At 70.7% G+C, this 14,374-nt stretch carries 10 protein-coding genes; all 10 read right to left on the bottom strand.

Annotated features, from left to right (window positions below):
- Positions 1-69: 69 nt before the first annotated feature.
- Positions 70-1,650, bottom strand: coding sequence for an APC family permease (locus ACFVSL_RS03870; protein ID WP_386938658.1), 1,581 nt, complete (start codon positions 1,648-1,650; stop codon positions 70-72).
- Positions 1,651-1,661: 11 nt separating this feature from the next.
- Positions 1,662-2,537 carry a universal stress protein gene (locus ACFVSL_RS03875; protein ID WP_386938660.1) on the bottom strand — a complete coding sequence of 292 codons (876 nt, stop codon included), beginning with the start codon at positions 2,535-2,537 and terminating at the stop codon, positions 1,662-1,664.
- Between the two features lie 13 nt (positions 2,538-2,550).
- On the bottom strand, positions 2,551-3,912 hold the full coding sequence (locus tag ACFVSL_RS03880) for a flavin monoamine oxidase family protein (RefSeq protein ID WP_386938662.1): 1,362 nt from the start codon (positions 3,910-3,912) through the stop codon (positions 2,551-2,553).
- Positions 3,913-4,009: 97 nt separating this feature from the next.
- Positions 4,010-5,479: an NAD-dependent succinate-semialdehyde dehydrogenase gene (locus tag ACFVSL_RS03885; RefSeq protein WP_386938663.1), complete on the bottom strand. Its 1,470-nt coding sequence runs from the start codon at positions 5,477-5,479 to the stop codon at positions 4,010-4,012.
- Between the two features lie 132 nt (positions 5,480-5,611).
- A complete protein-coding gene (locus tag ACFVSL_RS03890; protein ID WP_386938665.1) occupies positions 5,612-6,898 on the bottom strand; it encodes a Glu/Leu/Phe/Val dehydrogenase in 1,287 nt (428 codons plus the stop codon).
- Entirely contained in the window at positions 6,895-8,256 is a 1,362-nt protein-coding gene (gabT, locus tag ACFVSL_RS03895) for a 4-aminobutyrate--2-oxoglutarate transaminase (RefSeq protein WP_386938666.1), read from the bottom strand. The genes ACFVSL_RS03890 and gabT overlap by 4 nt, the downstream gene beginning before the upstream one ends.
- Before the next feature lie 219 nt (positions 8,257-8,475).
- Positions 8,476-10,362: an ABC transporter permease gene (locus tag ACFVSL_RS03900; protein WP_386938668.1), complete on the bottom strand. Its 1,887-nt coding sequence runs from the start codon at positions 10,360-10,362 to the stop codon at positions 8,476-8,478.
- Positions 10,363-10,365: 3 nt separating this feature from the next.
- A complete protein-coding gene (locus ACFVSL_RS03905; protein WP_386938669.1) occupies positions 10,366-11,532 on the bottom strand; it encodes a hypothetical protein in 1,167 nt (388 codons plus the stop codon).
- A gap of 99 nt (positions 11,533-11,631) precedes the next feature.
- The gene (locus ACFVSL_RS03910) at positions 11,632-12,756 is read right to left on the bottom strand and encodes an ABC transporter ATP-binding protein (protein ID WP_386938670.1); all 1,125 of its coding nucleotides are present in this window, start codon (positions 12,754-12,756) and stop codon (positions 11,632-11,634) included.
- A 79-nt stretch (positions 12,757-12,835) separates the two neighbouring features.
- The gene (locus ACFVSL_RS03915; RefSeq protein WP_386938672.1) at positions 12,836-14,353 is read right to left on the bottom strand and encodes a DHA2 family efflux MFS transporter permease subunit; all 1,518 of its coding nucleotides are present in this window, start codon (positions 14,351-14,353) and stop codon (positions 12,836-12,838) included.
- Between the last annotated feature and the right edge of the window lie 21 nt (positions 14,354-14,374).

Below are 14,374 nucleotides of genomic sequence, written 5' to 3' on the forward strand. Positions count from 1 at the left end.
TCGCGAACGAGGCCGCCCCCTGGTGTCGCAGGGGGCGGCCTCGTCAACCGCACAGAGGGGACGCGGGCGTCACTCCTCCGCCACCGCGCGCGAGAGCGTCTCGCCGCGGAAGTAGGCCGGGCGCCTCCAGCGCTGCCAGAACATGATGACGACGCCCGTGAGCAGGATCACCATGCCGAGCACGAACACGAGGCCGACGCCGCCGATCTCCGAGCCCGAGCCGTAGTCGGGGTCCATGCTGTCGATGAGCGTCGTGAAGAACAGCACCGAGAGGATGAGCCCGCCGACGAACGGCGCGAACAGGCGGAAGAAGAAGTCGCGGCCCGAGCGGAACCACGTCTTGCGGAAGTACCAGACGCACGCGAACGCCGTGATGCCGTAGTAGAAGCAGATCATCATGCCGAGGGTCGTGATCGTGTCCCACAGGACGTCCTCGCTGACGAAGCGCATGACCGTGTAGAAGACGGCCGCCACGATCGCCGCGACGACGGTCGCGTAGCCCGGCGTGAAGAAGCGCGGGCTCACGCGCGCGAACTTCTCGGGCAGGGCGCCGTAGTGGCCCATGGCGAGGAGCGTGCGCGCGGGCGACACGAAGGTCGACTGCAGCGACGCCGCCGAGCTCGAGAGCACCGCGAGCGACATGAGGATGGCGAGGGGGCCCAGGATCGGGCCGGCGAGGAAGAAGAACGCGTTCTCCTGGATCTCCTCGTTGCCGAGGCCGACGCCCTCGGTGCCGACGCCCGCGAAGGCGAGCGAGCCCATCGCGACGAACAGGTAGATCGCGACGACGATCGTGACGGTGAGGGTCGCCGCACGACCGGGCGTGGTGCGCGAGCCCTTCGTCTCCTCGTTCATGGTGAGCGTGACGTCCCAGCCCCAGAACACGAAGAGCGACACCGAGAGGCCCGCGACGACGGCCGAGAACGAGCCGATCTCGAAGGGGTTGAACCAGCTGAGCTCGACGGGCGTCGCGTCGAACGCGGTGCCGTTCGCGACGTGCCAGAACGCGGCGACGCCGAAGCCGATCATGACGAGCAGCTGGAACCCGACGAGCCAGTACTGCACCTTCTGCGTCGTCTGCATGTCGCGGTACGAGATGAGGGTCGCGCCGAGGATGAACACGAGGCACGTCGCGACGTTCACGAACGGGTTGCCGACGAGGTCGGCGACGGCCGCGGCGTCGCCGCCGAAGAAGCCGACGACCTGCGAGACCGCGAGGTAGAAGAACTCCACCGCGATGCCCGCGAGGTTCGAGAGCACCACCACCGTCGCTGCGATGAGGCCCCAGCCGCCCATCCAGCCGAGCCAGGGGCCGAAGGCCCGCGTCGCCCAGGTGAACGACGTGCCCGAGTCGGGCATCGCGCTGTTGAGCTCGCGGTAGCCGAACGCGACGAGCAGCATCGGGATGAACCCGAGCAGGAAGATCGCGGGCAGCTGCGTGCCCACCTCGGCGACCGTCGGGCCGAGCGCGCCGGTCAGCGTGTAGGCCGGGGCGATGCACGAGATGCCGATGACGATCGCGCCGATCAGGCCGACCGATCCGGCCGAGAGGCCCTTCTTCGAGAGTCCCGCCTCGGTGCCGTCGACCGTCGCGCTCGCGGTGGTGAGCGGCGCGTGCGGCTCGGTGTGGTGTTCGTGTGGGTGCGTCATTGCGATGTCTTTCAGTCGGTTGGGCGCGGCACGACGATCATCGGCACCGGCAGCTCGCGGAGCATCTTCGAGCCGGTGGACCCGAGGAACAGCCGGCTCGGCGTGGCGAGCCGGCTCGAGCCGACGAGCACGATCTCGCCGGCGTGCCAGTCGAGTCCGCGCACGGACTCCTCGATCGAGGAGCCGGTCGCCGTGGAGACGGTCGCCTCGACGCCCGCGGGCAGCGCCCGCTGCGCCTCGACGAGCACCTCATGCGCGTGGGCCGTCGACGTGAGGTCGGCGAGCTCCTCGTCCATGCCGGAGGGCAGGTCGATGGGCACGAGCGAGAGCAGGCGCAGCGGCGCGTGCGTCGCACGGCCCAGGCGAACGGATGCCTCGAGCACGGCGCTCGCCCCGGCGCGCAGGCCGATCGCCGCGGTGATGCGGGTGACGCCGAGCGACGTCGGCACCTCGCGCGAGCCCGCGGGGGCCAGCGCGACCGGCACGTCGGAGGCGTGCAGCAGCGCGCTCGCGACCGAGCCGATGCGCGAGCGACCGAGCGCGGCGCCGCGCGCCGAGCCGACCACGATGAGCGAGGCGCCGAACTCGTGCGCCGCGTCGACGAGGCCCTCGGCGAACGACTCCGCGTAGCGGATGTGCAGCGACTGGTCGATCTCGTCGCCGATCTTCGCGCTCGCCTCGGCGAGCCAGCGCTGCGAGCGCTCCTTGACGTGCCGCTCGTACCCGGGGTCGCGGGGCACGACGCCGCCGCGGGCCTCGATCGGCAGGATCATGACGACCTCGAGGAACGCCTCGGTCGCCGCGGCCAGGCGGGCGCCGAACGCGAGCGCGTCGGCACCCGAGTCGTCGGCCGTGTAGCCGACGACGATGCGGATGGCTTCGGACATCGTGCCGCTCCGCTCAGCCCGCGAGGATCTGCTCGGCGACGAGGCGGCCCATGCGGATCGCGCCGTCGACGTGCTGGTAGCCCTTGCCCGCCATGTCCGAGCAGGCGAAGTGGATCGGGCCGACGTGCTCGCGCAGGTCGGCGCCGTAGCGGGCGAGGCCGCCCATGTCGAAGCTCGCCGCGTACGCGCCGCGGGTCCACTCCTCGCTGCCCCAGTCGCTCTCGTAGTACACGACGGGGTTCAGCGCCTCGGGGCCGTAGTAGTGCGAGAGCGACTCGAGGATCTTCGCCTTGCGCTCCTCGGCGGAGAGGGTGAAGACGCCGTCGGCCTCCTCGTCGGAGACGAAGCCGACGAGCGTGCCGCGGCTGTCGCCGTGGTTCGTGTTGTCGTAGGCCTCGTGGCAGAGCTCGTACGGGCTGAACGCGGTGCCCGACAGGCCCTGCTCGCGCCAGAAGGGCGTCTCGTAGACGGCGTGCACCTTGATGACGAAGCCCATCGAGAGGTGCTGGTGCAGCTGGTGCTGGCGGCGGGGCAGCGGCGGCTCGTAGGAGATGCGGCTGTAGAGGATCGGCGGCACGGCGAGCACGACGCGCTTCGCGTGCACCTCGATCGAGTCGGTGACGGCGACGACGCCCTCGGCGAGGTCATCGGGGTTCCAGCGGAGCTTGCGGACCGGCTGGTTCAGGCGCACGGCGTCGCCGAGCTTCGCGGCGAGGCCGAGGGGCACCTGCTGGAGGCCGCCCACGACGCGCTTGTCGAGGATGAAGTCGGCGTCGACGAGGTTCGAGAACGAGCCGGCCGAGGCGGCCATGAGCAGGGCCTGCAGCGCGCTGAACGCGTGCGCGGGCTTCGTGAGCATCGCGCCGGCGATGAACATGCCGATGTTGAGCTTCGCCTCCTCGTCGTCGGTCTGCGTGCCGAGCCACTCGGCGAACGAGACCTCGTCGAGCTCCTTCGCGCGCGGGTGCGCCCACGGAGCGTCGGGGTCGATCTCGGCGACGAGCGCGTCGAGCTTCTCGATGAGGCCGACGATCTCGCCCTCGGTCTTCGCCGGCACCGGGAAGATGTCGCCCTCGAAGCGCCGCCGCTCGCCGTCCTCGGCGATGTAGATGTTCTCGCCGTCGCGGTAGCGCTCGTAGGTCTCGAGGCCGAGCTCGGCGAGCGTCTCGATCAGGGCGTCCTGGTCGGGCGAGACCCACTGGCCGCCGATCTCGAGCATGGCGCCGTCGACGTCGCCCGTCCAGAGGCGACCCCCGACGCGGTCGCGGGCCTCGAGCACGACGACCGATTCGCCGGCGTCCCTCAGCTTGTTGGCGGCGGTGAGGCCTGCGGCCCCCGCGCCGACGATGACGACGTCGGTCTCGATGCGTTCCATGGTTCTTCGTTTCGCTTTCTGCGGTTCGTTTGGGCTCGCGCCCGAAAAGAAGCGAGCGGATGCCACGGGCTCAGCCGGTGGCATCCGCTCGCATCGTTCAGCTCACCGGAATGAGCGTGTACTTGGTGTCGAGGTACTCGTGGATGCCCTCTGCGCCGCCCTCGCGGCCGATGCCCGACTGCTTGATGCCGCCGAAGGGGGCCGCCGCGTTCGAGACGAGGCCGGTGTTGAGGCCCATCATGCCCGTGGCGAGCTTCTCGATCATGCGCTGGCCGCGCGCCAGGTCCTGCGTGAAGACGTAGGAGACGAGGCCGTACTCGGTGTCGTTGGCGAGGCGCACGGCTTCGTCTTCGGTCGAGAAGGTCGTGATGCCGAGCACCGGGCCGAAGATCTCCTCCTTCAGGAGGCGGGCGTCGGCCGAGACGTCGCCGAGCACGGTGGGCGCGTAGAACGTGCCGGCGCCGTCGATGACGGTGCCGCCGGTGAGGATCTTCGCGCCCTTGCCGACCGCGTCCTGCACGAGTTCGTCGGTCGTGGCGACCGCCTTGTCGTCGATGAGCGGGCCGATGTTGACGCCGTCCTCGGTGCCGCGGCCGACCGAGAAGCCGGCGACGCGCTCGGCGACCCGCTTCGAGAACTCTGCGGCGACCGACTCGTGCACGATGAAGCGGTTCGCGGCGGTGCACGCCTGGCCGATGTTGCGGAACTTCGCGAGCATCGCGCCGTCGACCGCCTTGTCGAGGTCGGCGTCGCCGAAGACGACGAACGGCGCGTTGCCGCCGAGCTCCATGCTCGTGCGCAGGATGCCGGTGGCGGCCTGCTTCATGAGGGCGCGGCCGACGCCGGTCGAGCCCGTGAAGCTGAGCTTGCGGAGGCGCGGGTCCTCGATGATCGGGCCGGAGACGGCCGAGGAGGTCGAGGTCGCGATGACGTTCACGACGCCCTTGGGCAGGCCCACCTCTTCGAGCAGCTGCACGAACGCGATTGTCGTGAGCGGGGTGAGTGCCGGGGGCTTGATGACGACGGTGCAGCCGGCCGCGAGCGCGGGCGCGATCTTGCGGGTCGCCATCGCGAGCGGGAAGTTCCACGGGGTGATGAAGAACGAGGGGCCGACGGGGCGCTGCGAGACGACCATGTGGCCGGTGCCCTCGGGGTTGAGGCCGTAGCGGCCCGAGATGCGCACGGCCTCCTCGCTGAACCAGCGGAGGAACTCGCCGCCGTAGGCGACCTCGCCGCGGGCCTCGGCGAGCGGCTTGCCCATCTCGAGGGTCATGAGGAGCGCGAACTCCTCCTTGCGCTCCTGCAGCAGGTCGAAGGCGCGGCGCAGCAGCTCGCCGCGGACGCGGGGCGCGGTGGCGGCCCACTCGTCCTGCGCGGCGACGGCGGCGTCGAGCGCCTTGAGGCCGTCGGCGACGGAGGCGTCGGCGATCTCCTTGATCGTGTCGCCGGTGGCGGGGTCGATGACGGCGAGGGTCTTGCCGCCCTCGGCCGGCACCCACTCGCCGGCGATGAAGAGGCCGGCCTCGACCTTGTCGAGCACCGTGGCTTCAAGCGTTGCGTTCGTCATGTGTGACTTCCCGTTCGATGGTTCGTGCAGTTCGTGCGGTTGCGGTTGCGGTGTGCGTTTCCGATGATCCGGATGTCTCCGAGTCGCCCGTCGCCGTACGACGACGGGCGACTCGGGGAGGAAGTTGACGGATCAGGGGTACAGGCCGCGCAGCTTGTGCGCTTCGGCGACCCGCTCGACCGCGAGCGCGGTGGCGGCGGTGCGGAGCGACAGGCCCCGCGAGGTCGCGTAGCCGAGCACGTGCTGCCACGCGCTGAGCATCCGCTCCTCCAGTCTGGCCTCGACCTCGTCGACGCGCCACCAGTAGGCCTGGTTCGCCTGCACCCATTCGAAGTACGAGACGATCACGCCGCCCGCGTTCGCGAGGATGTCGGGGACGACGAGGACGCCGCGCTCGCGCATGATGCGGTCGGCCGCGGGGGTCGTCGGGCCGTTCGCGCCCTCGACGACGACCTTGGCCTGCACCCGCGCGGCGTTGGCCTCGTGCAGCACGCCCTCGACGGCGGCCGGCACGAGCAGGTCGACGTCGAGCTCGAGCAGGGCCGCGCCGTCGAGCGCCTCGGCGCCGGCGAAGCCGACGACGGCGCCGGTCTCGCGCACGTGCGCGCTGAGCGCCTCGATGTCGAGGCCGGCGGCGTTGAAGACGGCGCCGTACTGGTCGCTCACGGCCTGCACGGTGACGCCCGCCTCGGTGAGGAACCGCGCGGCATCCGCGCCGACCTTGCCGAAGCCCTGCACGGCCGCGTTCGCCTGCGCGGGCGTGATGCCCGCGTGGCGGAGCGCGGCGAGCGCGATGTGCGTGACCCCACGCGACGTCGCGCTCGCGCGCCCCTGGGAACCGCCGAGCGCGATGGGCTTTCCGGTCACGATGCCGGGCACGGTGAAGCCGGAGTTCACGGAGTAGGTGTCCATGATCCAGGCCATCGTCTGCTCGTCGGTGCCGATGTCGGGCGCGGGGATGTCGCGCTCCGGGCCGATGATCGGCAGGATCTCGCTCGTGTAGCGACGGGTCACGCGCTCGAGCTCGGCCTTGGAGTGCTCGCGGGGGTCGATCGCGATTCCGCCCTTGGCGCCGCCGTACGGCACGTCGAGCAGGGCGCACTTCCAGGTCATCCACATGGCGAGCGCGCGCACCTCGTCGATGTCGACGTTCGGCGCGTAGCGCAGGCCGCCCTTGGCGGGGCCGCGGCTGAAGTTGTGCTGCACGCGGTAGCCGGTGAACAGCACGGTCTCGCCCGAGTCGCGGCGCAGTGGCACCGCGACCGTGAGCTCGCGGCGCGGGGTCGCGAGCATCTGGTGGGTGCCCTCGGAGAAGCCGAGCAGGCCGATGGCCTCGGCCAGCTGCGAGCGAGCGTCCGCCAGCGGGGTCGACACGGGGGTCGTGTGCGCGGCGACGACGTTGTCGATCACGGTGCTCATGCCTGCTTGAGACCCTCCGCGATCACGCCGAGGCCCTCGATGAGGAGCTCGTCGGAGATCGTCAGCGGCGGGAGGAAGCGGATCACGTTGCCGTAGGTGCCGCACGTGAGCAGGATGACGCCCTGCTCGTGCGCGTACTTCGCGACCTTGTTCGTGAGCGCGGCGTCGGGCGCGCCGGTGGCGGGGTCGACGAGCTCGATCGCGACCATGGCGCCGCGACCGCGGACGTCGCCGATGCGCGGGTCGGCGGTGCGGAGCGCGTTGAGGCGGCCGATGAGCACCGAGCCGATCTCCTTGGCGCGCTCGACGAGGCCGTCCTGCTCGTAGGTCTCGATCGTCGCGAGCGCGGCGGCGCAGGCGAGGGGCGAGCCCGCGTAGGTGCCGCCGAGGCCGCCGGCCATGGCGGAGTCCATGATCTCGGCGCGGCCGGTGACGGCCGAGAGCGGCAGGCCGCCGGCGATGCCCTTGGCGGTGACGATCACGTCGGGCACGATGCCCTCGTGCTCGCTCGCGAACCAGGCGCCCGTGCGGGCGAAGCCGGTCTGCACCTCGTCGGCGATGAAGACGACGCCGTTCGCGTTCGCCCACTCGACGAGCGCGGCGAGGAAGCCGTTCGCCGGGACGATGAAGCCGCCCTCGCCCTGGATGGGCTCGATGATGATCGAGGCGAGGTTCTCGACGCCGACCTGCTTCTCGATCTGGAGGATCGCGCGCGCCGCGGCCTCGCGGCCGTCGAGGCCGCCGTCGCGGAACGGGTAGCTGAGGGGCGCGCGGTACACCTCGGGGGCGAACGGGCCGAAGCCGCTCTTGTACGGGATGTTCTTCGCCGTGAGCCCCATGGTGAGGTTCGTGCGGCCGTGGTAGGCGTGGTCGAACGCGACGACGGCCTGCTTCTTCGTGTAGTGGCGCGCGATCTTGATCGCGTTCTCGACGGCCTCGGCGCCCGAGTTGAACAGGGCCGAGCGCTTCTCGTGGTCGCCCGGGGTGAGCTCGTTGAGCTTCTCGGCGACGGCGACGTAGCCCTCGTACGGCGAGACGGTGAAGCAGGTGTGGGTGAAGGCGTTCAGCTGCGCCGCGACGGCGTCGACGACGCGCGGGGCCGAGTTGCCGACGCCGGTGACGGCGATGCCCGAGCCGAGGTCGATGAGCGAGTTGCCGTCGGCGTCGACGACCACGCCGCCGCCAGCGGCGACGACCGAGATGGGCAGGGTGTGGCCCACGCCGGCCGCGACGGCCTGCGCCTTGCGGGCGATGAGCTCCTGCGAGCGGGGGCCGGGGATGGCCGTGACGAGACGGCGCTCCTGGGCGAGTGCGGGGCCGCCGGGGATGGTGGTGGCCGGGGTGTCGACGAGGGTCATGGCTGCTCCGATGCAATGTGACGACGGTGGCTGATCCGTCGATGGTAGGTCGGGCAGCACGGATGCCCCGGCGCCCGCGTGTACACGAAGCATCCACTTCTTGGACATCGCGTACAACACAACGGCTTCTGCAGGAGAATTGACGCGAGACGCCCTCACAGGCGACCATGGCGCCCAATCTCCTGCAGAAGCCGGGGACGGGGTGGCGGGGTGGGTGGGTCAGCGGCCGGCGAACTCCTTCTGCTCGATCTCCTGCGCCGCGACGGCGCGCGTCGCGGGCGCCGGCGGGTCGTTCGGCACGGCGGCGGGCCGGGCGCCCAGCCCGGGGATCGCCGAGCGCCGCCGCGCGCGGCCGATCGCACGCAGCGACACCGCCCACTGCAGGCCGTAGCCGATCAGGAACACGAGCAGCGTGAAGATGAGCGCCATCGCCGCACCCTGATCGGGCTGGTAGAGCTGCGCCGAGCGCGGGCTGATCATGGCGTACATGTAGACCGACAGCGGCCGCGACTCGGGCGTCGCGAGGAACGCCGGCAGCGTGAACTCGTTCGTGCCGAGGATGAACATCTGGATCCACACGGCGAAGACCGTGGGCATCAGCAGCGGCACCACCACGCGGCGGAAGCCCTCGAGCGGGCTCGCGCCGCTCACGACGGCCGCCTCCTCGAGCTCCTTGCGGATCTGCAGGGTCGCGCTGTAGCCCGAGCGGTACGCGATGGACACCCGGTAGGAGTAGGCGATCACGAGCGCCGCGATGGTGCCCGCGAGCGGGATGACGGGGTTGATCACGAGGAAGGTGAGGAACATCGCGAAGCCCGCGATGACCGCAGGGATCGCGACCGAGGACGAGGCGAAGAGGTCCATGGCCCTCGACCCCGGCGTGCGCCGGCCGCGCGCGATGCCGTAGGCGAGCACGGTCGCCGCGACGCACGCGATCGTGGCGCTGGCGCCGGCGATGAGGAGCGTGCGCCCGAGCGAGGCCCAGAACTCGCCGTCGGCGAGCACCTCGCCGAAGGCGGTGAAGTGCGTCTGCGTGGCGAGCGCGTCGAACGAGAACGCGATCGGGTACGGGGTGATCGCCGACCAGAGCAGCGCGAACATCGGGAGGATCGCGGTGAGCAGCACGAAGACGAGGATCGCGAGGAGCACGGGCGCCTTCCAGCCGCCGAGCTTCATGATCGTCGGCCGGAAGCCCTTGCCCGAGATCGAGGCGCGGCGTTCTGCGCTGCGCGTCGCCCGGAGGTAGATGACGAAGGCGATCGTCGTGATCACGAGGAACACGCAGCCCCACGCCGCGGCGAGCCCGTACTGCGGCAGCTCGCCGGCGCCCGCGCTGATGAGGTTCCAGAGCTTGAGGGCGAAGATGTTCTTGCCCGCCTCCTGGCCGAACAGCAGCGGGATCTCGAGGCTGCCGAGGCCGAGGATGCCGGTGAGCACCGCCACGCCGAGGAGGCCCGGCCACAGCATCGGCAGGGTGACGCGGCGCAGGGTCTGGCCCCACGAGGCGCCCGAGACCCGCGCCGACTCCTCGAGCGAGCCGTCCATCGAGGTGAGGATCGGCACGATCATGAGGAACGGGAACGTCACGTTCGTGAGCGACTGCACGACCGTCATCGTCGCGAACGAGTAGGGGTCGATGACGAGGTCGCCGGGCAGCAGCCGCAGCAGCTGGTTCAGCACGCCCGACTCGGGCGAGAGCATGAGCTGGTACGCCTGCGCCTTGACGATCGGCGGGATGATGAACGGCACCACGACGAGCACCGAGATCACCCGCTTGAACGGGATGTCGGTGCGCACCGTGACCCACGCGAGGCCGAAGGCGAGCAGCAGCGAGATGATCGTCGAGCCGCCGACGAAGACGGCGGTCGAGCCGAGCACCGACCAGAAGTCCTCGCGCAGCTCCCAGAGAGTGACGAAGTTGTCGACCGACCACTTCGCGCTCGACACGCCGAACGGCAGGAACGGACCACGGAACGCCGTGATGACCTGCACGGCCAGCGGGATCGCGAGGAGGAGGGTGATCACCGCTCCGGCGACGATCGTCGCGATCTTCATTCCGGTCGGGCGGGTGCGCCCGGTGTCCGTGGTCCGTCCTGCCGTCGACATGTCTTATCCGTTCAGTGCCGCGTCGGCGGCGTTGATCATCGCGATCCAGTCGTCGCGGTTCTCGGGCGACTCGATGTTCGTCGTGCCCTCGAGGCCCTCGAGCAGCGCGTCCGCGTTGGTCTTCATGAGGCCGGTCGCCTCCTCGAAGACCGAGGACGGCAGGCCCGCGTACGGCACCTGCGTGGTAGAGAACTGCTCGTCGGTCATGCGCAGGTTCAGCCACTCGGGGTTGAAGGCGTTCCAGAGCACCCAGAGCATGCCGCCGGCCTGGTTCTTCGCGTCGACGTTCACGCCCGAGAACTGGGCGAAGACGGGACCGTTCTCGTACGGCTGCACGGTGAGGGCCGGGTTCGGGTTGAACAGGGTCTGGCCGAGCGCGATCGGCACGTCGCCGTTCGAGAGCGGCGAGTCCTGGTCCTCGAGCACCTGGAGGGTGCCCGACGACTTCAGCTCGCCGATGAGGTCGACCATGGCCTCCTCGCCGTCGGCCATGCCGACGCCCGAGAACACGTTCGCGTTGTAGCTCGCGACCGACACCTTGCCCGTGTACTGCGGGTCGAGCAGCCCCTCGAGCGTGGCCGGGGCCTCGATCTTCTCGGTGTTGACCTGCATGAGCGAGCCGTTGATGCTGTCGGGCAGCATGCCGGTCGAGCCGAGGGTGAGGAACTCCTCGGGCACGCCGAACTTCGCCCAGTCGACGTCGGCCCAGTAGCCCTCGTCGGTCATCGCCGCCGAGGAGACGATCGAGCCCGAGATCACGTCGGTGTTGCGGGCGCCGGTGGCCTTCGCCGAGATGATCGCCGACGACAGGTTGTAGGTGAGGCCCTGCGTCTCGATCTTCAGGTCGGGGTAGCTCTTGTTGAACTCGGCGATGACCTCGGGCGAGAGCTCGTACCAGTCCCAGATCACGAGGCGGCCGCCGTCGGTCTCCTTGGCCTGCTCGTAGAGGGCGTCCATCTGCTCGTCGATCGCGGGCCAGATGTCCTCGTAGAAGTTCTCGCATCGGGTGACGGGGCCGACCTCGACGGCGTCGCAGGCGCCGGCCTGCGCGGCGTCGCCCGAGGGTTCGATGGGCTCCGATGCGCCGGAGGGCGTGCTGCACGAGCTGAGCAGCAGCATGCCGCTCGCCGCGAGGGCGATGAGGCCGCTGCGGGCTGTGGATGACTTCATGATCCGGGTGTCCTCTCTGACGTGGATCTCGGGTGGGTGGAGCGGGGTGGGACGGTGCGGTGGAACGGGTGGGGCGGGCCTCTCGGCGACGGTGGAGCGCTAGTGGGCGAGCACGCGGCAGGCGTGCGGGGCGAGTTCGATGAAGATCTCGCTGCCGTTGGCGGGCGAGTCGAGGGGGGCTCCGCGGGCGACGATCGTGCCGACGACGGTCTCGCCGGCGAGCACCTCGACCTCGACCTCGACGATCTCGCCGAGGAACTCGACGCGCACGACGCGAGCGGGCAGGACGTTGGGGCGGTCGGGAGCCGTCTCGTGCCAGCGGACGCTCTCGGGGCGGAACGTGACCGTGACCTCGTCGCCGAGGCCGATGCCGTCGGGGCACGGGGTCGCGAGCCGGGTGCCGAAGGCCTCGACGAACGCCTCGCCCGAGCCGCCGCGCTCGCGCACGACGGCGGGGATCATGTTGACCCGCCCCACGAAGTCGGCGACGAAGCGGTCGGCCGGCTGGTAGTAGAGCTCGCGGGGCGAGGCCTCCTGCACGATGCGGCCCTGGTTCATCACGGCGACGCGGTCCGACATCGAGAGCGCCTCGGACTGGTCGTGCGTGACGTAGAGGGCGGTGATGCCGAGGCGCTGCTGGAGGCTCCGCAGCTCGTTGCGCATCGTGTCGCGGAGCTTGGCGTCGAGGTTCGAGAGGGGCTCGTCGAGCAGCAGGAGCCGGGGCCGGTGCGCGAGCGCCCTGGCGAGGGCGAGGCGCTGCTGCTGGCCGCCTGAGAGGGCGGTGGCCGGCCGGTTCGCGTAGGCGTCGAGCTGCACGAGCTCGAGCGCCTCCATGGCACGGGCGCGCGCCTCCTTCTTCGGCAGCTTGCCGCCCGAGACCTGGAGCGGGAAGACCGCGTTGGCGAAGACCGTCATGTGCGGCCAGATCGCGTAGTTCTGGAAGACCATGCCGACGTCGCGCTTGTCGGGCGGCATGTGCTCGGTGCCGGTCGAGAGCACCTTGTCGTCGAGCGTGATGCGCCCGCCGTTGCTCGTCTCGAGCCCCGCCACGCAGCGGAGCGTCGTCGTCTTGCCGCACCCCGAGGGCCCGAGGAGCGAGGTGAAGGTGCCCGGCTCGATGGTGAAGCTGACGCCCTTGACGACGGGCACGGGGCCGCCGTCGAGCTCGTACTGCTTCTCGAGGCCGTCGACGACGAGCCGGCCGCCTCCGCTTGCTGCACTCATGTGTCCGCTCCTTGGCGATTTTTGTATTCTGGATCCGATAGAACGGCGAGGATGCCCCGCCCGGGCGTCGCGGCGGCCATCAGCGCTCGACCGCCTCGGCCGGCACTCCGTCGCGGCCGGCGGCACCGGCCTCGCGCGTGTCGCCCCACCCGACCGTGACCTTCGGCCTGGCGAAGAAGAGCACGACGAGCGCGCAGAGCGCGAACGCGCCGACCGCGAGCCAGAGCGACTGGGCCATCGCCGTCGAGAACCCGCCGACCGCCGCCTCGGGCAGCGCTCCGCCGGCGCCCGGCGCGAGCTCCTCGGCCGTGAAGCCCGGCAGCTGCGCCGCGAGGGTGGCGCTCATGAGTGCGGCGATCGCCGCCGATCCGAGCACCGAGCCGAGCTGGCGGGTCATCGTGTAGACGCCCGCTCCGGCGCCGGCCTGCGCCCGGGGCAGGTTGCGCGTCGCCGTCGAGGCGAGCGGGGCGAAGACGCCGGAGATGCCGAACCCGAGCAGGGCCGAGGGCAGGAGCAGCAGCCAGTACGGGACATCCGGCCCGATCAGCAGGCTGTACCAGCCGAGCGCGAGCGCCGAGAGCGACAGCCCGGCGAGCGCGACCCACTTCGGGTCGATCCGGTCGCTGAAGCGGCCGACGAGGGGTGAGAGCACGCCGGAGACGACCGCCATCGGCACGAGCATGAGCGCCGCCTGCGTCGGCGTCAGCCCGCGCCCCACCTGGAAGTAGAACGCGAGCGGCAGCGGCATCGTCGTCATCGCGACGCCGACGAGCGAGATCGCGACGTTCGAGAGCGAGAAGTTGCGGTCGCGGAAGAGGCCCAGCGGCAGGAGGGGCTCGGCCTTGTTGAACGCCTGCCAGACGACGAAGCCCGCGAGCACGACGAGGCCGGCGACGATGAGGCCCCAGACCGTGATCGGTCCGACGATCACGCCCCAGTCGTACGTCTCGCCCTCCTGGATACCGAAGACGAGGAGGAACATGCCCACGGCGCTCAGCGCGACGCCGAGCCAGTCGAAGCGGTGCGCGTGCGTCTCGAGGTCGGGCACGAGCCGCCACGCGGCGAGGAATGCCACCACGCCGACGGGGATGTTCACGAAAAAGACCCACTGCCAGCCGAGCGAGTCGACGAGCACGCCGCCGAGGATCGGCCCGACGAGCGTCGCGACGCCCGCGACCGACCCCCAGAGGCCCATCGCGGCGCCGCGCTGGTTCGGCGGGAAGACGCGGGTGATGACCGCCATCGTCTGGGGCGTCATCAGCGCGGCGCCGAACCCCTGCACGGCGCGGGCCGCGATGAGGGTCGTGATGTCGCCGGAGAGGCCGCACCACAGTGACGCGAGGGTGAACACCACGAGCCCGGCGAGGTACACCCGCTTCGGCCCGAAGCGGTCGCCGAGTCGCCCCGTGATGAGCAGGGGCACCGCGTAGGCCAGCAGGTAGGCGCTCGTCACCCAGATCACCGCCGTGAGGTCGGTGTCGAGGTCGGCGAGGATCGCCGGGTTCGCGATCGACACGATCGTCGTGTCGACGAGGATCATGAAGAACCCGATGACGAGCGCCCAGAGGGCGGGCCACGGTCTGGCGGTCTGGTTCATGGTCGGCTTTCGCAGGGGCAG

The organism is Agromyces sp. NPDC058064 (genome assembly GCF_042885275.1).
GTDB lineage: Bacteria > Actinomycetota > Actinomycetes > Actinomycetales > Microbacteriaceae > Agromyces.